This is a genomic window from Achromobacter aegrifaciens (genome assembly GCF_902859735.1).
GTDB lineage: Bacteria > Pseudomonadota > Gammaproteobacteria > Burkholderiales > Burkholderiaceae_B > Achromobacter > Achromobacter aegrifaciens.
Genome location: NZ_CADIJY010000008.1, coordinates 115,372 through 135,299, shown reverse-complemented (window position 1 = coordinate 135,299; position 19,928 = coordinate 115,372). Strand labels below are relative to the sequence as shown.

The 19,928-nt window shown below is 66.1% G+C and carries 24 protein-coding genes; 8 read left to right on the top strand and 16 right to left on the bottom strand.

Annotation, left to right across the window (positions count from 1 at the left end; all coding sequences use genetic code 11):
- Positions 1 to 8 precede the first annotated feature (8 nt).
- Both HV766_RS21500 and HV766_RS21495 read right to left on the bottom strand, forming a co-directional pair.
- Positions 9 to 1,196 carry an FAD-dependent oxidoreductase gene (locus HV766_RS21500; RefSeq protein ID WP_175181804.1) on the bottom strand — a complete coding sequence of 396 codons (1,188 nt, stop codon included), beginning with the start codon at positions 1,194 to 1,196 and terminating at the stop codon, positions 9 to 11.
- A 63-nt stretch (positions 1,197 to 1,259) separates the two neighbouring features.
- A complete protein-coding gene (locus tag HV766_RS21495; RefSeq protein ID WP_119449973.1) occupies positions 1,260 to 2,027 on the bottom strand; it encodes an AraC family transcriptional regulator in 768 nt (255 codons plus the stop codon).
- A 165-nt stretch (positions 2,028 to 2,192) separates the two neighbouring features.
- Between HV766_RS21495 and HV766_RS21490 the strand changes: the two genes are divergently transcribed.
- Together HV766_RS21490 and HV766_RS21485 are read left to right on the top strand one after the other, a co-directional pair.
- Positions 2,193 to 3,005 (top strand): sulfite exporter TauE/SafE family protein, encoded by an 813-nt coding sequence (locus HV766_RS21490; RefSeq protein WP_175181803.1) that lies wholly within the window; start codon positions 2,193 to 2,195, stop codon positions 3,003 to 3,005.
- A gap of 209 nt (positions 3,006 to 3,214) precedes the next feature.
- Positions 3,215 to 3,628, top strand: coding sequence for a DUF4168 domain-containing protein (locus HV766_RS21485; RefSeq protein ID WP_054452827.1), 414 nt, complete (start codon positions 3,215 to 3,217; stop codon positions 3,626 to 3,628).
- A gap of 40 nt (positions 3,629 to 3,668) precedes the next feature.
- Here the strand turns inward: HV766_RS21485 and HV766_RS21480 are convergent, their stop codons facing one another.
- Positions 3,669 to 4,109 (bottom strand): helix-turn-helix domain-containing protein, encoded by a 441-nt coding sequence (locus HV766_RS21480; protein ID WP_125470565.1) that lies wholly within the window; start codon positions 4,107 to 4,109, stop codon positions 3,669 to 3,671.
- Between the two features lie 80 nt (positions 4,110 to 4,189).
- Here HV766_RS21480 and HV766_RS21475 point away from each other — a divergent pair, with 80 nt between their 5' ends.
- The 4 genes from HV766_RS21475 (at position 4,190) to HV766_RS21460 (ending at position 6,964) form a co-directional block, all read left to right on the top strand.
- A complete protein-coding gene (locus HV766_RS21475; protein ID WP_175181802.1) occupies positions 4,190 to 4,684 on the top strand; it encodes a DUF2938 domain-containing protein in 495 nt (164 codons plus the stop codon).
- Between the two features lie 79 nt (positions 4,685 to 4,763).
- Positions 4,764 to 5,300 (top strand): GNAT family N-acetyltransferase, encoded by a 537-nt coding sequence (locus HV766_RS21470; RefSeq protein ID WP_217472165.1) that lies wholly within the window; start codon positions 4,764 to 4,766, stop codon positions 5,298 to 5,300.
- Positions 5,297 to 6,157 (top strand): arylamine N-acetyltransferase family protein, encoded by an 861-nt coding sequence (locus HV766_RS21465; RefSeq protein ID WP_125470567.1) that lies wholly within the window; start codon positions 5,297 to 5,299, stop codon positions 6,155 to 6,157. The genes HV766_RS21470 and HV766_RS21465 overlap by 4 nt, the downstream gene beginning before the upstream one ends.
- Positions 6,158 to 6,265: 108 nt before the next feature.
- Positions 6,266 to 6,964, top strand: coding sequence for a glutathione S-transferase family protein (locus tag HV766_RS21460; protein WP_175181800.1), 699 nt, complete (start codon positions 6,266 to 6,268; stop codon positions 6,962 to 6,964).
- Positions 6,965 to 6,989: 25 nt separating this feature from the next.
- On the opposite strand, the gene HV766_RS21455 is transcribed toward HV766_RS21460, so the two are convergent.
- The 6 genes from HV766_RS21455 to HV766_RS21430 form a co-directional block, all read right to left on the bottom strand.
- The gene (locus HV766_RS21455; protein ID WP_042794334.1) at positions 6,990 to 7,751 is read right to left on the bottom strand and encodes an ABC transporter permease; all 762 of its coding nucleotides are present in this window, start codon (positions 7,749 to 7,751) and stop codon (positions 6,990 to 6,992) included.
- Positions 7,748 to 8,671, bottom strand: a complete 924-nt coding sequence (locus HV766_RS21450) for an ABC transporter ATP-binding protein (protein WP_054452839.1) — start codon at positions 8,669 to 8,671, stop codon at positions 7,748 to 7,750. The genes HV766_RS21455 and HV766_RS21450 overlap by 4 nt, the downstream gene beginning before the upstream one ends.
- Before the next feature lie 104 nt (positions 8,672 to 8,775).
- On the bottom strand, positions 8,776 to 9,705 hold the full coding sequence (locus HV766_RS21445) for a dihydrodipicolinate synthase family protein (protein ID WP_054453666.1): 930 nt from the start codon (positions 9,703 to 9,705) through the stop codon (positions 8,776 to 8,778).
- 2 nt (positions 9,706 to 9,707) lie between these two features.
- On the bottom strand, positions 9,708 to 10,880 hold the full coding sequence (locus HV766_RS21440) for an L-rhamnonate dehydratase (protein WP_118932506.1): 1,173 nt from the start codon (positions 10,878 to 10,880) through the stop codon (positions 9,708 to 9,710).
- 45 nt (positions 10,881 to 10,925) lie between these two features.
- Complete coding sequence (locus HV766_RS21435) at positions 10,926 to 11,960, bottom strand: 4-hydroxythreonine-4-phosphate dehydrogenase PdxA (RefSeq protein WP_054452843.1); 1,035 nt, start codon at positions 11,958 to 11,960, stop codon at positions 10,926 to 10,928.
- A 7-nt stretch (positions 11,961 to 11,967) separates the two neighbouring features.
- Positions 11,968 to 12,942: a Bug family tripartite tricarboxylate transporter substrate binding protein gene (locus HV766_RS21430; RefSeq protein ID WP_119449980.1), complete on the bottom strand. Its 975-nt coding sequence runs from the start codon at positions 12,940 to 12,942 to the stop codon at positions 11,968 to 11,970.
- A gap of 125 nt (positions 12,943 to 13,067) precedes the next feature.
- Here HV766_RS21430 and HV766_RS21425 point away from each other — a divergent pair, with 125 nt between their 5' ends.
- A complete protein-coding gene (locus HV766_RS21425) occupies positions 13,068 to 14,000 on the top strand; it encodes a LysR family transcriptional regulator (protein WP_054452847.1) in 933 nt (310 codons plus the stop codon).
- A gap of 109 nt (positions 14,001 to 14,109) precedes the next feature.
- On the top strand, positions 14,110 to 14,451 hold the full coding sequence (locus HV766_RS21420) for a zinc ribbon domain-containing protein YjdM (protein ID WP_119449981.1): 342 nt from the start codon (positions 14,110 to 14,112) through the stop codon (positions 14,449 to 14,451).
- Positions 14,452 to 14,497: 46 nt separating this feature from the next.
- Here the strand turns inward: HV766_RS21420 and HV766_RS21415 are convergent, their stop codons facing one another.
- The 7 genes from HV766_RS21415 to ccoN form a co-directional block, all read right to left on the bottom strand.
- The gene (locus HV766_RS21415) at positions 14,498 to 14,734 is read right to left on the bottom strand and encodes a hypothetical protein (protein ID WP_054452851.1); all 237 of its coding nucleotides are present in this window, start codon (positions 14,732 to 14,734) and stop codon (positions 14,498 to 14,500) included.
- 15 nt (positions 14,735 to 14,749) lie between these two features.
- Positions 14,750 to 14,959, bottom strand: a complete 210-nt coding sequence (locus tag HV766_RS21410) for a FixH family protein (RefSeq protein ID WP_054452853.1) — start codon at positions 14,957 to 14,959, stop codon at positions 14,750 to 14,752.
- A gap of 20 nt (positions 14,960 to 14,979) precedes the next feature.
- Positions 14,980 to 16,470, bottom strand: a complete 1,491-nt coding sequence (gene ccoG / locus HV766_RS21405; protein ID WP_054452855.1) for a cytochrome c oxidase accessory protein CcoG — start codon at positions 16,468 to 16,470, stop codon at positions 14,980 to 14,982.
- Positions 16,471 to 16,546: 76 nt separating this feature from the next.
- Positions 16,547 to 17,497 (bottom strand): cytochrome-c oxidase, cbb3-type subunit III, encoded by a 951-nt coding sequence (gene ccoP / locus HV766_RS21400; RefSeq protein ID WP_054452857.1) that lies wholly within the window; start codon positions 17,495 to 17,497, stop codon positions 16,547 to 16,549.
- Positions 17,494 to 17,670, bottom strand: a complete 177-nt coding sequence (locus tag HV766_RS21395; RefSeq protein WP_054452859.1) for a cbb3-type cytochrome oxidase subunit 3 — start codon at positions 17,668 to 17,670, stop codon at positions 17,494 to 17,496. The genes ccoP and HV766_RS21395 overlap by 4 nt, the downstream gene beginning before the upstream one ends.
- A 2-nt stretch (positions 17,671 to 17,672) precedes the next feature.
- A complete protein-coding gene (ccoO, locus tag HV766_RS21390) occupies positions 17,673 to 18,407 on the bottom strand; it encodes a cytochrome-c oxidase, cbb3-type subunit II (protein ID WP_054453668.1) in 735 nt (244 codons plus the stop codon).
- 10 nt (positions 18,408 to 18,417) lie between these two features.
- Entirely contained in the window at positions 18,418 to 19,905 is a 1,488-nt protein-coding gene (ccoN, locus tag HV766_RS21385) for a cytochrome-c oxidase, cbb3-type subunit I (RefSeq protein WP_054452861.1), read from the bottom strand.
- Positions 19,906 to 19,928 lie beyond the last annotated feature (23 nt).

Sequence of the window (19,928 nt, the reverse complement as noted above, 5' to 3'; positions counted from 1 at the left end):
GCGGCCGCTCAGCCGCGGCCCGATTCCCCCGGCTGCGGCATGGCGAGCAGGCCGCGCTTCATCAATGACTTCATCCCCGGCACGAGCAGCCCGCCGCCGAACAGCAGGTCGCGCCACAACCCCGGCCCTGAAGCCTGGAAGCACGGTGTCAGCGCCCGGCTGAGGCTCTGGTACAGGCGCGAAGGCAATAAGCGGCTGCGGGCGTAGCGCGCGGGTCCCGCGGCGGCGCCATGCTGCCCCAGGGCCCGCGCCAGCGCCATCGCATCCAGCACCGCCAGCGTCGTTCCCAATCCCAGCTGAGGACTCATCGCGTGGCCCGCATCGCCCACGGCGCAATACGGGCCCGCCGCCAATCCGCGCGGCCAGGTGTGCCGGTAGGTGGCCACCGCCAGGTCGTCGTGCCGCGAAATCTGATCGACCACGGGCGCGGCCTCCGGCCACAGGGACAGCATGCGGTCCTTCCAGGCGCCGATGGGCGCGGCGCGCCAGGCCGGCAAGGCGTCGTGCCGGATGCTCCAGAACAGCGACAGCCGCACGCCCTGCGGGCCGATCTCGGTGGGCAGCAAGCCCATCATTTCGCGGGTGCCGCGAAAGCGCTGCAACAACTGCGTCACGCCGCTCCATCCGGGCGTCCAGAACTGGCCCCACAACGCGCCCCAGGCGTAGGCGCGCGAACTTGCCGCCAATCCGACCTGCTCGCGCAGCGCGGACGCGGCGCCGTCGGCCACTACGAACACATCGAAACTGGACTCGGCCCGGGCTGCGCCCGCGCCATGCGTCACGTGCGCCCTGCCCTCGCGGGTCGCAAGCGTCTCGACCGGACAGCCGAACGAGAACTCGGCGCCCGCGCGCCGCGCGGCCTCGAACAGCACCCCGCCCAGCGCCGCCCGCGTCACGGCCCGCGCGCCGTCGCCCACGTAATCGATGTCCACGACCCGCCAGCCGCGATGCGACAGGCCCAGCAGGCGATCGATCGGCGCGCCTACGTTCAGCGCCGCGACGTCGACGCCCAGCGATTTGAGCGCGCGCACGCCGGGCGGCTGCAGCAGCAGCCCCGCGCCCAGGGTGGTGAACCCCTGGTGCTTTTCAAAGACGCGCACCTGATGGCCAGCTTGCGCCAGCGCCAGCGCGGCGGCCAGTCCGGCGCTGCCCGCGCCGGCGATGCCGATGGATAGCGGCGTATGTGTAATGGTCATGGAATGGCGTGGCCCGGCGGCCCGAAGGGGCCGCCACGGGAGCCGGCATAGTACCAACTGCCCTCAGCCCTCGCGCAGATACTCCGTGGGCGGACGGCCCAGCACCCGCCGGAACATCGTCGAAAACGACGCCGGGCTCTGGTAGCCGAAATCCAGCGCAATGGCGGTCACCGACTCGCCCGAGGCCAGGCGGGCCAGGGCCAGCACCACGCAGGCGCGCTGCCGCCATTCCGAAAACGCCATGCCCGTCTGCTGTCGGAAATGGCGGCTGAAGGTGCGCGGACTCATGTGCAGGCGCTCGGCCCAGGCCTGCGGCGCCGCGCGCGCGTCAGGCGCGGCGATGAAGGCCTTGCACAAGGGCGCCAGGCGCCTGTCGCGCGGCAGCGGGATATGCAGCGGCAGCACCGGCGCGCGCTCGACCTCGTGCAGCAGCAGCGCTGCAAGCGCGCCGTCACGCCCCGCCAGATCGTAGGCGGGTGGCATGTCGACCGCGTCCAGCAGCAGCTGCCGCAGCAGCGGCGACACCTCGATCACTTCGCAGGCCTCGCGGTCCGCGCGCGCCGCTCCCGGCTCGATGTAGGCGCTGCGCGTGCTGACGTCCAGCATGCGGACCTGGTGCGTCACGCCCGCCGGGATCCATACCGCGCGCTGCGGCGGCACCACCCAGTTGCCGTCGCGCGTGACCACGTGCATGACGCCGGTGGCGCCATACAGCAGTTGCGCGCGGCGGTGCGCGTGGGCCGGCAGCAGCCGGCCAGGCGGATAGTCGTTGCCGATGGCGACGACGGCGCGGTTCAGATGGTCGTAGCGGTCGATGTGGGTATTGCGCATAGCCTGGGGCGCATAGCCTGGGGCGCGTAGCCTGGGAATCATGGCCCGTTCAAGCGCCTTCACGGCGGGTCGATTGGCCGAAACTCGAACATTATTGTCTCATCCTCGAAAGCGGGCCAAGGCCGGCCGCCGTATCGTGGCGTTTTCCCCTGGAAGGACGCAGCAATGCTTTATCTGGTTCTGGCCCTGTTCGGCTGCTTGAGCGGCGTGACGACCGTGCTGTTCGGCTTTGGCGGCGGCTTTGTCGTGGTGCCTGTGCTGTATGCGGTGTTGACGGCCGCGCACGGCGCGCACGACGCCATCGGCCTGGCGGCCATGCACATCGCGGTGGCCACTTCCACCTGCGTCATGATCGTGAATTCGGTGGCGGCCACGCGCAAGCACCAGCGCGCCGGCAACATCCTGCGGGCCTATGTCTGGCCCCTGGCCGGCTTCATCGCCGCAGGCGCGGCGCTGGGCGCGCTCGCCGCCACGCGCGCCAGCGGCGACTTCGTGCGCTACGCCTTCATCGCCTACCTGGGCGTGACCATCCTGGATTGCCTGCTGCGCCAGGGTTTCATGGCGCAGCAGGACGCGTCTCCCCAGCCCCTGGACCGTGGCGTCCTGGTCGGCGGCGGCGTGATCATCGGTGCGGTGGCGGCCTTCCTGGGCGTGGGCGGCAGCGTCATGACGGTGCCGTTGCTGCGCCGTCGCGGCCTGCCCATGGCCAAGGCGGCGGCAATGGCCAACCCGCTGACGCTGCCGGTGGCGGTGGTGGGAACGCTGGCCTACATGGCTGCGGCCGGCGGCCTGGCCGAACCGCTGGCGCCCTGGATCGTGGGCTATGTGGACCTGCTGGCCTTCGCCGCGCTGGCGCTGGGCTCGCTGGTCGGCATCTGGTTGGCCGCGCCGCTGATCCCGCGCATCCCCGACCGCCTGCACGCCCGCGTCTACGTGCTGCTGCTGGCGCTGGTAATGCTGAGCATGCTGATCGTGTAGACCCGTCCCGCATAAATTTAAGGAAACATCGCGGCCAGCAGCGACTACGAAACCGCGCAAAACGTTTCCGCCGCGCCCCGGGGGACTCCCTCCCGGGGCGCGCGCCGATCCCGTGGCCTGCCGAAACAGGAAAACACATCGCGAAACTTGCCCCCGCACCGCCCCGGTCGTCATCATGGCCCGACATTCAACCGGAACAAGGAGGTTTCATGCAGCGTTCCACTTATGCATTCCTGTCCGCCGCCGTGCTGGCGACGGCGCTGTCCGGTGCTCCCGCCTTTGCGCAGCAAGCCAGCCAGGCGCAAGGCCAGGCCCAGGCTCAACCGCGCATGGCGCCCCCACCCGCGATCCAGCCGACCGACCAGCAATTGCAGCGTTTCGCTTCGGCTTCGCAGAAGATTTCCGGCGTCGTCGACGAATACCGTCCCAAGGTCGACGCCGCCAAGACAGATGCCGCCAAGCAGAAGGTCGTCGAGGAAGCCGACGCCAAGATGGTGAAGCTGGTGCAGGCCGACGGCCTGAGCGTCGAGGAATTCAACGGCATCGGCCAGGCCATCCAGCAGGACCCCCAGCTCAAGCAACGTTTGATGAGCATGGGCAAGGGCGCCCCCGCCGCGAAGTAGGGTAAGGCTCTCCGAGAGCTAGTGTTGGCGCCATCCGTCCTCAGGAACGGATGGCGTTTTTTTTCCTTGCGGCGGCCGGAGCCGTTCTGCTTTGCTTCACCCTGCCGGAAGCCGCCTTCAGCAAGCGCTGGAAAGTCGGGCATTGCGCATGGTTGGCGGCAGGACATACCGCCGCATGGCGCAGGCCCTGACTCATCGCCCGCAGGCGCTTGATGGTCGCATCTATGCTGTCGGCCTTGTCCAGCAACAACTGCCTGTCCACCCGCAACGCGCCGTCGGGCGCAAGCATGGCCTGGATCTCGTCCAGCGACAGGCCGCCGGCCTGCCCCAGCGCAATCAGCGCCAGTTGATCCAGCACGCCGGGCGCAAAGCGCCGGCGCTCGCCGGCGGCGCTGACCGCTGCGATCAAGCCCCTGTTTTCATAGAAGCGCAGCGTGGAGGCCGGCAGGCCCGTGCGCCGGGCGACTTCCGAAATATCCATGGCGTCCTCCTTGACTTGAAGTTGACTTCAACTTCTATCATGCCTGCAAACAATGCGGTCATCAACGGAAGGAACAGGACATGGAATCGATGGAATTGGCGGCGAAAGTGGTTTTGATCGGGATCGGCGCGACGGTCGTGATGGACCTGTGGGGCATGCTCCAGAAAGCGCTGGGCATGCCCACGCTGGGCTACGCGCTGGTCGGCCGGTGGGCCGGCCACCTGTGCCGGGGCAAGCTCGCCCACGCCAATATCGGCCGGGCCGAGCCCATCGCGGGCGAATCGGCGCTGGGGTGGACGATCCACTACGCCGTGGGCGTAGCCTTCGCCGCGCTGCTCGTCGGCGTCCAGGGCGCGGCATGGTTGCGTGATCCCACATGGCTGCCCGCGCTGGCCGTGGGCGTGGCAACCGTCGTCATGCCGTTTTTCGTCATGCAGCCCGCCATGGGCGCGGGGATTGCAGCGTCCCGCACGCCCACGCCCTGGAGGAACCGCCTGCGCAGCCTGGCGACGCATGCGGTGTTCGGCTGCGGCCTTTATCTGTCGGCGGCGGCGCTCAGGTTGGTGTGGGCCTGACTGACGCTACTGGCGGTCGCATCTACGATGAAGCCTGTCGGGATACCCTTAGCAATGCAGACGTGGAGGAATTGTGACCTTGAAGGCAAAAGAAACGAACGAGCTGACGATCCGCCGCGCGCGCGTGGAGGATGCGCCCGCGGTGCTGCGGATCTTCGACCAGGTGATAGCCTGGTTTGTAAGCATGGGCAACGAGGGGCAATGGGGCAGCGAGCCCTGGTCCACCCTGCCCAAGCGCATCGCGGGCGTGACCGAAGCCTGCGCGCTGCCCGGCGCCTGGGTCGCCGAGGACCCGGACGGCGGCATCCATGGCGCGCTGGTGTTGGGCGCATCCATGCCTTATGTGCCCGCGGCAACCGAGCCGGAAATCTACGTGCGACTGCTGGTCGCCTCGCGCGACGAGCGCGCGCGCGGCCTGGGCCGGCGCTTGCTGGCCTTTGCCGATGACCAAGCGCGCGCCGCGGGCGTGGATCGCTTGCGCGTGGACTGCTATGGCGGCGGCAATGGCGCCCTGGCGCGCTTTTACGAATCCTGCGGCTACCAACGGATTTCCACCTTCGACGTGAATGGCTGGCCCGGCCAATTGCTGGGCCGCACTCTTGGTGAACTTGAATGACCGCAACTCCAGACCCGGCGTTCCTGGCCCGCTATTTTGGCCGCATCGGCTATCAGGGCCCTGCCGAGCCCACGCTCGACGTCTTGCGGCAGCTCCATCTGCTGCATCCGCAAGCCATCCCGTTTGAAAACCTGGCGCCGTATTCTGGCCGCAGCGTTGCGCTGGATCTGGAGGCCATCGCCGACAAGATGTTCACGCAACGGCGCGGCGGATACTGCTTCGAGCACAACACGCTGCTGCTCGCGGTGTTGCGGCAGATGGGCTTTCATGTCACTCCGCTGATCGCACGGGTGCGCTGGCAAGTGCCGGCGAAAATCCATACGGGACTGACCCACATGCTATTGCGCGTGGAACTGGAGGGCCGCAGCTGGTTCGTCGATGTGGCCTTCGGATCCACCACGCAGACCGCCCCCCTGGAATTGCTGCCTGACGTTCCCCAAGCCACGCCCCACGGCACTTTCCGCATCGCCCAGGCCGCAGGCGAACTGAGCCTGGACTTTCAGACCGTGAGCGGCTGGCAGACCGTGTATCGCTTCAAGCTGGAGCCCGCGGCGGATGTGGATTTCGAAATCGGCAACTGGTACACCTCGACGCATCCCCAGTCCGTCTTCCTGAACAGCCTGCTGGTCAGCCGCACCCAGCCCGGCGCCCGCGAACTGATGGTGAACGACACCTACACCCGCCGCGACAACGCCGGCGATCTGCAGAAACATCGCTATGCCAATGCCGCCAGTTGGGCGGATTGCCTGCGCGCACGTTTTGGCCTCGATCTCGGCCGGGACGAGGCCGCCGGCCTGTTCCAACGCGTGCTGACGCAAAGCCATGGCGCAACCAGCGCCGAACTCGCGCCAGGCTGAGCCACCGGACGGCGAAGGCGCGGGGCCGGCCCCTGCCGCCATGGGTCCCGCGCAACCGGTTATCCTGTTCCGGATTCCCTCACCGACACGTAGAAGGAGCGCAGTATCTTGACCCCGGATCTCACTCTCTATGACCTGGCGGGCGCCGACGCCTCGCTGCGCTTCAGCCCGCATTGCTGGAAGACCCACATGGCCCTGGCCCACAAGGGCCTGACCGCGGCGACCGTACCCTGGCGCTTCACCGAAAAGGAAGCCATAGACTTTTCCGGCCAGAAGCTGGTGCCGGTGCTGGTGCACGGCGACCATGTCGTCAGCGATTCCTGGCAGATCGCGTGCTACCTGGAAGACACCTTCCCCGAGCGGCCCTCGTTGTTCGGCGGCGCCATCGGCCGTGCGCTGAGCCTGTTCGTGAATTCATGGTCGGACACAACCCTGGTGCCGACGCTGGCGCGGCTGCTGCTGCCCAGCATCCACGGCCTGATCCATGAAAAGGACCGGGACTATTTCCGCGCCACGCGGGAGAAGCGCTTCGGCCGGCTGGAAGACCTGCCGGCGGGCTATGAAGACCAGATCGCCGCGCTGCGCGCGGCGCTGCTGCCCTTGCGGCAGATGCTGGGCAAGCAGCCCTATCTGGCGGGCGCGCAGCCGGCCTATGCCGACTACGCGGTGTTTGGCATGTTCATGTGGGCGCGCTGCACCAGCACGCTGGAACTGCTGGCCCAGGACGATCCGGTCCACGCCTGGCGCGAGCGCCTGCTCGATGCCCATGACGGCCTGGCCCGCCGCGCGCCGGCGGCCCAAGCCTGAGCCACCGTCCCCCTGTCCGTCTGCGCTAGGTCTTCAGCCGGTAGCCGGTCTTGAAGATCCAGCGCACGCCGATCAGGCAGGCCAGCAGGAACACCAGCGTCATGCCCACGCTGACGCCGACGCTGACGTCCGCCACGCCATAGAAGGCCCAGCGAAAGCCGCTGACCAGATACACCACCGGATTGAACAGCGTGGCGGTCTGCCAGAACGGCGGCAGCATCTTGATGGAATAGAAGGTGCCGCCCAGGAAGGTCAGCGGCGTGATGATCATCAGCGGGATGATCTGCAGCTTTTCGAAGCCATCCGCCCAGATGCCGATGATGAAGCCGAACAGGCTGAAGGTCACGGCCGTCAGCACCAGGAAACCCAGCATCCAGAACGGATGCGCGACCTCGAACGACACGAACAGGCGCGCCGTGGCCAGCATGATGAGCCCCAGGATGATGGACTTGCTGGCGGCAGCGCCCACATAGCCCATGACGATCTCCACGTAGGAGATGGGCGCCGAGTGGATTTCGTAGATGGTGCCCGAGAAGCGCGGCATGTAGATGCCGAAGGACGCGTTGGCGATGCTTTGCGTCAGCAGCGACAGCATGATCATGCCGGGCACGATGAAGGCGCCGTAGCTCACGCCGTCGATCTCGACCATGTGCGAACCGATGGCGGAACCGAACACCACGAAATACAGCGAGGTGGAGATCACGGGCGACAGCACGCTCTGCATCAGCGTGCGCCACGCGCGGGCCATTTCAAACAGGTAGATAGCGCGGATGGCGTAGAAGTTCATGATTGACCGTGCACCAGGCTGACAAAGATATCCTCGAGCGAGCTTTCCGACGAATTCAGGTCGGTGAATTCGATCTCCAGGCGCGAGAGCTCATGCAGCAGCCGGGAGATTTCCCCGCCGCCCTGGTTGTCGTAGGTGTAGACCAGCTTGTGGCCGTTGTCGGACAGGTCCAGCTGGAAGGCGTCCAGCGCCGTGGGGATGCCCGGCAGCGGCGCCTTCAGCGTCAGCGCCAGCTGGCGCTTGCCCAGCTTGGCCATCAGCGCGTGCTTCTCTTCGACCAGGATGATCTCGCCCTTGCGGATCACGCCGATGCGGTCGGCCATTTCCTGGGCTTCCTCGATGTAGTGCGTGGTGAGGATGATGGTGACGCCGCTTTCGCGCAGGCGCCGCACCATTTCCCACATGCCGCGCCGCAACTCGACGTCCACGCCGGCGGTGGGCTCGTCCAGGAACAGGATCGCGGGTTCGTGCGACAGCGCCTTGGCGATCATGACGCGGCGCTTCATGCCGCCCGACAGCGCCATGATGCGGCTGTCCTTCTTGTCCCACAGGGACAGGTCGCGCAGCACCTTTTCGATGTAGGCGTGGTCGGTCGGCTTGCCGAACAGGCCGCGGCTGAAGTTGACGGTGTTCCAGACGCTTTCGAACGCGTCGGTGGAAATTTCCTGCGGCACCAGACCGATCTTGGCGCGGGCCGCGCGGAACTCCGTGAGTATGTCGTGGCCGTCTGCCAGCACGCGGCCGGCGGTGGGATTGACGATGCCGCAGATGATGCTGATCAGCGTGGTCTTGCCCGCGCCGTTGGGCCCGAGCAGGGCGAAGATCTCGCCGCGCCGGATGTCCAGGTTAACGCTCTTGAGCGCCTGGAATCCGGATGCGTACCGTTTGGATAGATCCTGAACTGAAATGACCGGCTGCACACGCGCCCCCGACTGGATGGATAGCCAGGGATTTTAACCGTCACGCGTGACAGGCTTGTTCGCCGTGACGGAACAGTGTGTTTGGCAGGCTGATCAATCCCTGCTCAGCGTGCCCAGCGCAGGACCAGCGGATCAAGGCGGCTCGCGGTCTCCAGCAGGCCCTGCCGGACCTCCGCGCGCATGGCCGGCCAAGGGTGGCGCGGCGCATCGCACGCGATCACGCCGCCGGCCTTCATCAAGGCCTTGGCCGTGAGGATGCCGCCCTGCCGGTTCTCGTAATTGATCAGGGGCAGCCAGCGCTCGTACAGGCGGTAAGCCTCGTCGCGCCTGCCTGCGCGATGGGCCTCGATGATAGGCCGCAGGCCATCAGCGAAGCCGCCGCCGGTCATGGAGCCGGTGGCGCCGGCATCCAGGTCGGGCAGCAGGGTGATGGCTTCCTCGCCGTCCCAGGGCCCTTCCACGGCCTCGCCGCCCAGCGCGATCAGGTCGCGCAGCTTGCTGGCCGCGCCCGCGGTTTCGATCTTGAAGTAGGCGACGTGCTCGATCTCGCGCGCCATCCGCGCCAGCGCCGCCGCCGACAACGGCGTGCCTGCGACCGGCGCATCCTGGATCATGATGGGGATATCCACCGCGTCCGACACGCGCTGGAAGAATCCCGCCACCTGTTCCTCGGACACCCGGATCGTCGCGCCGTGGTAAGGCGGCATGATCATCAGCATGGCGGCGCCCTGCTCCTGCGCGCGCCGGCTGCGCGCGGCGCAGACCTGGGTGCTGAAGTGCGTGGTGGTCACGATCACCGGCACGCGGCCGGCGACGTGCTCCAGGATGGTCCGCGTCAGGATTTCGCGCTCGTCGTCCGACAGCACGAACTGCTCGGAGAAATTGGCCAGGATGCAAAGGCCGTCCACGCCCGAGTCGATCATGAAATCCACCGCGCGCTTCTGGCTGGGCAGATCCAGCTCGCCGGATTCGGTGAAGGTGGTGGGCACGACCGGGAATATGCCGCGATAACGCGGGTTCTGGTAGGTAGCCATGTTCATTCGATGATGTTGAAGTCTTTGAGGTATTCCGTCTTCAACGTCAGGCCCAGGCCGGGCTTGTCGTCGTCCAGGTCGATGAAACCTTCCTTGGCCACCGGCTCGCCGTCGAAGATGTAATAGAACAGCTCGTTGCCGACCTCCACGTCGAACATGGGGAAGTACTCGCTCATGGGCGAGGCCAGCGTGCTCATGGTCAGGTGGTAATTGTGCATCTGGCCGGCATGCGGCACCACCGGCACGCTGTAGGCCTCGCACAGCGCGTTGATCTTGTGCGCCGCCGTGATGCCGCCCACGCGGTTGGTGTCGTACTGCACCACCGACACCGCCTTGCGGTCCAGCAACTGTTTGAAGCCATAGAGCGAGAATTCGTGTTCGCCGCCGGAGATCGGGATCGAGGTCAGCTGGTTCAGTTCCGCATAGCCGTCGATGTCGTCGGCGATGACGGGCTCTTCCAGCCAGCGCGGCTCGAACTTTTCCAGCTTGGGCAGGATGCGCTTGGCGTACTCCAGGTTCCAGCCCATATAGCACTCCAGCATCAGGTCGGTGTCGTAGCCGATCACCTCGCGCACCGCCTCCACCGACTTCAGGTTCTCCGACACGCCCTTCTGCAGGTGCGCCGGACCGTAGCCGAAGCGCATCTTGAAGGCCGTGAAGCCCTGGTCCAGATAGGTCTGGGCCTCTTCCTGCATGGCCTTCAGGTCGGTGCGGTAGAGCTTGGAGTAGTAGACCGGGATCTTTTCCTTGGTTCGGCCGCCCAGCAGCTTGAAGACGGGCTTGTTCACCGACTTGCCCAGGATGTCCCAGATGGCCAGGTCCACCGCCGAAATCGCGGCCATGGTCACGCCCTTGCGGCCCCAGGCGTGGGTGGAGCGGTACATGCGCTGCCACAGGTATTCGTAATCCCAGGGATCCTGCCCGATCACCAGCGGGGCCAGGTACTGGTCGATGATGGCCTTGGCCACGCGCGGCGCCAGCGCCACGTTGCCCAGGCCCACGATGCCGTCGTCCGTCTCCACCTCGACCACGGTCCAGCCGTGGAAGCGGAAGGTGCTCATGGTTTCCTGCTTGGAATACAGCAGGTCCATGGCGTTGGAGCAGAAATTGCCCTGCGGCGGCACGGTCTTGCCGGTCCACTCGTAGACGCGGGCGCGGACGGATTTGATCTTCATGAGGATATCCTGCTTGGAATAAGGGTATGGAATGAAAGCGGCGGATCAGCCCGCCCGCGTGCGCGATGCGCGGTGCGACAGGCCCATGCGGCAGGCGATGAGAAAGGCCTGCCAGGTGGCGTCCAGATTGGCGCGGCCCTGGCCGGCGATGTCGTAGGCGGTACCGTGGGCCGGCGTGGTGATGGGAATGGGCAGGCCGCCCTGCACCGTCACTCCACGCGAAAAGCCCAGCAGCTTGATCGCGATCTGGCCCTGGTCGTGGTACATGGTGACGATGGCCTGGAACTCGCCGGCCTGGGCCTTCAGGAAGATGGTGTCGGCGGGGAACGGGCCCTGCACCGGCAGCCCCTCATCGTTCAGTTGCCGCACGGCGGGCGCGATGATGTCCACCTCTTCGCGGCCGCAGGTGCCGCCGTCGCCGCCATGCGGATTGAAGGCCGCCACCGCCACGCGCGGCTCGGCAATGCCGTTGGCCTGCAACGAACGGTAGATCAGCCGGGTAGCGTCCTTGATGCCGTCGATGCTTAGCGCCGCCGCCGCGTCCTTCAACGGAATATGCGAGGACACGCGCGAAGTCCACAGGTCGCCCAGGGTATTGAACTCGCAGAAGTAGCCGGTCACGCCCAGGTACTGCGCAAAGTGGTGCAGTTCGTCGTCGTGCCCCAGGCCGCCCAGCTTCATGGCGTACTTGTTCAGGGGCGCGAAACAGATGGCGTCGACGTGGCCGTCGCGCGCGGCGTCCATGCAGGCGTTGAGCACCCGCAGCACCGACGCGCCGCCCGCGGCCTCGGCCTGGCCGACATGCACCTGGCCGGGGTCGATGGTATCCATCCCCAGCCAGGCGGGCGCGCCGGTGTCCGGCCGGCCGCGCACCGCCTCGATGCTGTCCACGGGCTGGGTGGCGACCTGCACGCCTGCCACCCGCTGGCCTTCGCGCCACAGCCACTCGTCGCCCACCAGCACGATGTTCGCCTGTTGCATGGCTTCGGGTCTGGCCAGCAGGCGGGCGATCAGTTCGGCGCCGATGCCTGCGGGGTCGCCCAGGGTCAGGGCGATGACGGGTTTCTGCTGCTTGCTCATGTCTGGGTCATTCCACGGAAATGTTGTTCTTCTTGATGACGCCGGCGTAGCGCTGGTTTTCGCTCTTATGGAACTGCGCGAACTGCTCCTGGCTCATCGGGTTGATGTCGGCGCCGATCGCCTGCAGGCGGGCCTGCGTGTCGGGCAGGGCCAGGATGCCGTTGACGGCGTCATGGATGCGCTTCTGGTTGGCAGCGGGCGTGGCGCTGGGCATGTAGATGCCGTACCAGGCGCTCATTTCCACGCCTGGGACGCCGGCCTCGGCCATCGTCGGCACGTCGGGCAACTGGGCGTTGCGCTTGGCGCTCAGCACGGCCAGCGCGCGCACCTTGCCGCTCTTGATGTGGGGGATCACGGAAGACGCGGTCTCGAACGCGATCTGCACTTGCCCGCCCATCAGGTCCACCAGCGCCGGGCCGCTGCCGCGGTACGGGATGTGGATCATCTGCACTCCGGTGGCGTCCTTGAACAGCTCGGCGGCGATGTGCTGGGTGCTGCCCGAGCCGCTGCTGGCAAAGTTGTAGGTGCCAGGCTTGCTCTTGAGCAGAGCGATCAGTTCCTGCACCGACTTGGCCGGCACGTCGTTGTTGACCACCAGGATGTTGGGAACGGCGCCCACGAACACCACCGGCGTCAGGTCGCGGTCGTTGTCATAGCCCAGCTTCAGCAGGTGCGGCGCGATGGCATGGGCGGTAGAGACCCCCATCACCATGGTGTGGCCGTCCGTGGACTTGGCCGCCAGGTCGGCCGCCAGCGTATTGGACGCGCCCGGCTTGTTCTCGACCACCACGGTCTGCTTGAGCAAGGGCCCCAGCTTGTCGGCCACGGCGCGCGCCATGGCGTCGGTGCCGCCGCCCGGCGCGGATCCCACCAGCAGGCGCAGGGGCTTGTTGGGCCAGTCGGCGGTCTGCGCCTGGACGGGCGCCAGGGCCGACAGGCACAGGGCGCCGGCCGCCATCGCGGCCAATAGCCTAGTCTTCATGGTTGTCTCCTTGGTTGGTTTTTTGCCCGTTGAAGAGGCAATCTTTTGTGAGTCCATCTTAGAAAGAAGCGCTGTTTCCGTAAAATGAAACTTTTGCACTAATCGTTCACCTGAGGCGATCAATCATGGAACGCGCGATCCACGTCCCTTCCCTGTTGGCCCGGCTGCGCATGCGGCAGATCGTCCTGTTGCTGGCGATCGAGGAACGCGGCACGCTGCGCGCCGCCGCCAGCCAGCTCAACATGACCCAGTCCGCGGCCAGCAAGATGCTGCACGAGCTGGAACTGGCCATCGGCCAGCCTCTATACGGACGGGTCGGCCGCGGGCTGGCGCTGACCGCGGCGGGCGAATGCGTGATGGGGTACTTCCGGGGCATGCGCGGCACGGTCTCGTCGCTGGCGCGCGAACTGGAGGAGCTGCGCCTGGGCAGCGCGGGCAAGCTGTTCATCGGCAGCATCATGGCCGCATCGCCCGGCCATCTGACCGACGCCCTGCTGCGCCTGAAACAGACCTATCCGCTGCTGGCGGTAGAAATCTCCACCGGCACCAGCGACCTGCTGATCGGCCGCATGAACGAAGGCAAGCTGGACGTGGTGATCGGCCGCATGCTGACCCTGTCGGACAGCCAGTACGTCTTTCGCCCGATCGGCGACGAGGCGCTGTCGGTGATCGCGTCGGTGGACCATCCGCTGGCCGGCCGCAAGCGCGTGAGCTTTGACGCCATGCTGGACTATCCCTGGGTGCTGCAGCCGCATGGCAGTCCGATGCGCGACGTCATCGAACAGGAGTTCCGTTCGCACAACGCCTCCACGCCCAGGGGCCTGATCGAATCAGCGTCCATCCTGACCACGACGAACCTGGCGATGAAATCGACGATGCTGGGCGTGATTCCGGAATCGGTGGCCAGCCGTTACGCGGCGCATGGCCTGCTGGCGATACTGCCCTACCAGATCCGGCAAAGCCTGACGGCCTTCGGCAGCATCGTGCCGCGCGACCGTCCGCTGAGCGCCGCCGCGCGGCATTTCGTGGGCTTGCTGCATGGCGACGCAACAGCTTGAGAGCGCGCAATGCAAAGGGGGAAAACTCTCGCGGCACAGGGGAAAACAGCATGCCGCGCAGTACAATCGCGTGTTGCGCATCGCGCGTTTTTTACACTGAGGTCCACACGTGAGCGCACTGCCCGCCTGTCCCAAATGCCAGTCCGAATACACCTATGAAGACGGCGCCCTCTACGTCTGCCCGGAATGCGCGCATGAATGGCCGGCGCAGGCCGCGGAATCTGCCGATGAAGCCGCGCGCGTCTACCGCGACTCGGCCGGCAATGTGCTGCAGGACGGCGACACCGTCACTGTCATCAAGGACCTGAAACTCAAGGGTTCCGGCGGCGTGGTCAAGATGGGCACCAAGGTCAAGGGCATCCGCCTGGTCGATAGCGACCACGACATCGATTGCAAGATCGACGGCTTCGGGGCGATGAGCCTGAAGTCGGAGTTCGTGAAGAAGGTATAGGCCGCCGCTTGCGACGGCCCCGGGCCGCGGCCACGCCGCGCCCCGGCTACAGGTCCTCGGGTTCCTCGGCCTTGGGCATCAGGTAAGCGGTCAGCGTGCTGGACAACCCCGCCATCACCCACAGCACGAAGAAAGACACGGTGTAGAAGCCGGTGCGTCCGGTAGGCACATGCCCGAAGATCGCCACATCCAGGGGGTCGATCAGGGCGAAGATCAGCGCGCTCCCCGCCGCGGCCGCCATGAAGGACGGCCACAGGATCCACATCAATGATCGCAAGCCCATCTGTGTTCTCCCCGATTACGGATTGGCGCTGGACGCCGCCTGCTCGATGACCAGGCCGCGCTTGACCACGCCCTCCTGGATCGGCTGATTGCTGAAGTTGGTGAAAGCGAAATAGATCGTGACGAAGCAGCCTATCATGGCCACGAACGGGCCGGCCATCAGGATCCAGGGCCAGGGCTCGCGGTACCAGGGCTTGGCGGTCTTGGCGGGTTGGGCGGCGGTCATGGGCTTGTCCTTTTCAGTATTCAATCGGGTACGTAGAAGCTGGCGGGCTCGTCGGTCTCGACCGGACGGCTCTCGCCGTCCTGGCCGCGCGCGCGCAGCGTGATGGCATGGGCGCCCGGCTCGGCGCCAGCCGGCGCGCGGATCACCATGGGCACCAGCTTGTTGGCAGCCGCCTCGACGTCGACCGTGTCCGAGCCCTGCTGTCCCATCATCACCTTCAGGCCGGGCATGCCCTCGACCGAGAGCTGCAGGCGCATCGGCTGGTCGGAAGTATTGATGATCTGCAGGCGGTACACGTTTTCGATCATGCCGCCGGCCACTTCGCGCCCCAGCGCGCCGCGGTCGCGGATCACGTCCACCCGCAAGGGGTTGCGCATGGCCAGCGACGCCACGAAAGCGATGGCCAGCGCCAGGATCAGCGTGCCGTAGATCAGCACGCGCGGACGCAGCAGATGAGAGCGGGCGCTCTTGGCGGACAGCCCGTCCAACATGGCGCGTTCCGAGGTATAGCGGATCAGGCCGGGCTCGTACTGCATCTTGTCCATGACCTGTTCGCAGGCGTCGATACAGGCGCCGCAGCCTATGCACATGTATTGCAGGCCGTCGCGTATGTCGATGCCGGTCGGACAGACCTGCACGCACAGGCTGCAATCGACGCAGTCGCCCAGCCCGGCGGCCTTGTGGTCCACCTTGCGCGAGCGGCCGCCGCGCGGATCGCCGCGGCGCTTGTCGTAGGTGACCACGAAGGTGTCGGGGTCCACCATCACGCTCTGGAAGCGCGCGTACGGGCACATGTACTTGCACACGGATTCGCGCATGAAGCCGGCGTTGCCCCAGGTGGCGAAGCCGTAGAACAGCATCCAGAACCACTGCCAGGGGCCGAGTTGCAGCGCGAACAGCTCATGGCCCAGTTCGCGGATGGGTGCGAAATAGCCGATGAAGGTGGAGCCCGTCCACCAGGCCAGCGCGATCCACAGGAAATGCTTGGTGAGTTTCAGGCGCACCTTGCGCCAGGTCCAGGGCGATTCGTCCAGGCGGATGCGCGCGACGCGGTCGCCTTCGACCTTGCGCTCGATCCACATGAAGATCTCGGTGTACACGGTCTGCGGACAGGCGTAGCCGCAGAACAGCCGCCCCGCCACCGCCGTGAACAGGAACAGCGCCAGCGCCGAAATCACCAGCAGCACCGCCAGGTAGACCACGTCCTGCGGCCACAGCACCAGGCCGAAGAGATAGAACTTGCGCGCGCCCAGGTCGAACAGCACGGCCTGGCGGCCGTTCCATTGCAGCCATGGCAGGCCGTAGAAAATCAGCTGGGTCAGAAAGACGAACGCGATGCGCCAGCGCGCGAAGATGCCGCTGACGGACCGCGGGTAGATCTTGCTGCGCACGCCCGCCAGCGTCTGCTCCAGGGTTTCCGTCCCCGGACGCGGCGGCCTCACATGCGGCCGCCAGGGCGGCGGGTCACCGTCAGGCGTAGTGCCGACCCTTGCGGCTGACCCATCTTCCATTTCCTGCTCCCTGCTGTATGTCCAGTGATATGGGGGCCACGCCAGGCGCGGCCCCCAAAAACGCGCTGTAAAGCCTTTACTTCGTTGCCGTGCCCGGCGCGGCGCTGGCCGTCGCTTCGGGCTTGTTCGACAAGCCCCAGACCCAGGCCGTCAGGATCTTGATCTGCTCCGGCGTCAGGATGTCGCCATGCGCCGGCATGCGATTGTCGCGGCCATCCAGGATGGTCTTGACGATGGTCGCTTCAGAGCTGCCGTAGAGCCAGACGTCGTCCGTCAGGTTGGGCGCGCCCAGCGCCTGGTTGCCCTTGCCGTCGACGCCGTGACAGGCCACGCAGTAATTGGCGAACTCGCGCTTGCCGCGGAACACGCGGACCGGATCCGCCGTCAGGCCCGACAGCGAGCGCACGTACTGGGCGATATCGGCAGCCGTCTTGGCGTCGATCGCGGCCTTCCAGGGCGGCATCACGCCCACGCGGCCCTGCGTGATGGTCTGCATGATGGCTTCAGGCGAGCCGCCGTGCAGCCAGTCGCCGTCGGCCAGGTTGGGAAAGCTGGGGCCGCCCTTGGCGTCCGAGCCATGGCATTGCGCGCAGGTGTTCAGGAACAGGCGCTGGCCGATTTCGCGAGCGCCTGGATCCTGGGCGATCTGCGGAATGTCCATGGTCTCGAAGCGCGCGTAGATCGGACGCACGGCTTCGGCCATCTTGGCCTGCTGCCTGGCCACTTCCTCGGTGCTGCTGTAGCCCAGCTGGCCCTTGTACTCACCCAGGCCCGGCATGAAGAACAGATAGCCCAGCGCGAAGGCGCAGGCCAGCAGGTACATCCAGGTCCACCAGCCCGGCACCGGGTTGTTCAGCTCGGTCAGGTCGCCGTCCCAGACGTGGCCCGTGTCCTCGACCTTGCCGTTGGCCGGCTTGGTGCTGAGCCAGCGGCGCTGCGTGTACAGCAGCCACACGCACCAGACCACGCCGCCCACGGCGACGATCGAGATGAAATACCCCCAGAAGCCGCTAACGAAATCGCTCATGACCGATTCGCTCCATCTTGTTGTCCCTGCCCGAACTCATCGGGCAGTGCGAACGGCAGCATGGCCGATTCGCGGTTGGCGCTCTGGCGGCCGCGCGAGCAGGCCCACCAGACGATGCCGAAGAAAGTTGCCATCGAAATGGCGGTGACGACGGCGCTCAGATAGCCCAGCATGGTCAGCCTCCCGCGGCCGCGGGCGCGGCGGCTTGGGTGGCGGGTTGCGCCGCAGGTTGTGCGGCGGCCTTCTTGGCCTCTTCCGCCTTCTTGGCCTGCTCGGCCTGCTTCGCCTTGCGCACGCCCACGCCCAGCCCTTGCAGGTAGGCGACCAGCGCGTCTTCCTCGGTCTTGCCTTCGATGGCCTTGGGCGCCTCGGCGATCTCCTCGTCCGTGTAGGGCACGCCCAGCTTGCGCAGGGCGCGCATGCGGTCGCTCACGTTCTCGCCAGTGATGACGGTCTTTTCCAGCCAGGGATAGGCGGGCATGTTGGACTCCGGCACCACCTTGCGCGGGTCGCGCAGGTGGATGCGGTGCCAATCGTCGGAATAACGTTCGCCCACGCGCGCCAGGTCGGGACCGGTACGCTTGGAGCCCCACAGGAAGGGATGGTCAAAGACCGATTCCGAGGCCAGCGAGTACGAACCGTAGCGCTGCACTTCGGCCGCCAGCACCCGCACCTGCTGCGAATGGCAGCCGACGCAGCCTTCGCGGATGTAGACGTCGCGGCCCATCAGGCGCAGCGGGCTGTAGGGTTCCACGCCCGCGATGGGCTGGGTCGTGCTGTGCTGGAAGAACAGCGGCACGATCTGGACCAGGCCCGCGAAGGACACCACCAGGATGCTGGCGATGATCATCCAGCCGATGTTCTTCTCGAGCGTCTGGTGCGAAAAGAAACCAGATTTATTGTTGGCCATGATGTCCTCGTCAAACAGTGGCCGGCACAGCGGTCGCGGGAACCGGCTGGCGTGCGGCATGGGGATCGTCTTGCGGAATGGCGGGGTTGACCGGCTGCGCCCCGCGCACCGTCATCCACACGTTCCAGGCCATGACGAACACACCCGACAGGAACAAGGTGCCGCCCAGCAAACGGATCAGGTAGTACGGGACGCGCGTCTTCAGCTCTTCCACGAAGCTGTAGACCAGCGTGCCGTCGCTGGCGGTGTCGCGCCACATCAGGCCCTGCTGCACGCCGGCGATCCACATGGCGGCGATGTACAGCACCACGCCGATGGTCGCGATCCAGAAATGCAGTTCGATGGCCTTGACGCTGTACATCTTCTCGCGGCCGTACAGGCGCGGGATCAGGTAGTAGAGCGAACCGAAGGAGATCATGGCGACCCAGCCCAGCGCGCCGGAGTGCACGTGGCCGATGGTCCAGTCCGTGTAGTGCGACAGCGCGTTGACCGTGCGGATCGACATCATCGAGCCTTCGAAGGTCGACATGCCGTAGAACGACAGCGCCGTCACCATGAACTTCAGGATCGGATCGGTGCGCAGCTTGTACCAGGCGCCCTGCAGGGTCATGATGCCGTTGATCATGCCGCCCCAGGACGGCGCCAGCAGGATCAGCGAGAAGGTCATGCCCAGCGACTGGGTCCAGTCGGGCAGCGAGGTGTACAGCAGGTGGTGCGGGCCCGCCCACATGTAGGTGAAGGCCAGCGCCCAGAAGTGGACGATGGACAGGCGGTAGGAATAGATGGGACGGCCGGCCTGCTTGGGCACGAAGTAATACATCATGCCCAGGAAGCTGGTGGTCAGGAAGAAGCCCACGGCGTTATGGCCGTACCACCACTGCACCATGGCGTCCTGCACGCCCGAGTAGGCGGAATAGGACTTCCACATCGACACCGGCATTTCAATGTTGTTGAAGATGTGCAGGATGGCGATGGTCAGGATGTACGAGCCGAAGAACCAGTTGGCCACGTAGATGTGCTTGGAACGGCGCTTGATGATGGTGCCGAAGAACACGATGGCGTAGGCCACCCAGACCAGGGTGATCAGGATGTCGATGGGCCATTCGAGTTCGGCGTATTCCTTGCTGCTGGTGAAGCCCATGGGCAAGGTGATGGCGGCGGCGACGATGACGATCTGCCAGCCCCAGAACGTGAAGGCGGCCAACGGGCCGCAGAACAGGCGCGCCTGACAGGTGCGCTGGACCACGTAGTACGACGTCGTAAACAACGCGCTGCCGCCGAAGGCGAAGATCACCGCGTTGGTGTGCAGCGGGCGCAGGCGGCCGTAGCTCAGCCATGCGGTGTCAAAGTTCAGCTGCGGCCAGATAAGCTGCGCAGCGAGAAAAACGCCCACAGCCATGCCGACGATGCCCCACACTACCGTCATGAGCGCGAATTGCCTCACGATCTTGTAGTTGAAGGTATCGGCCTTGCTTGCGATTGCGGCGCAATCGTTCATCGCCCTTCCCCTAAAGTTACAGA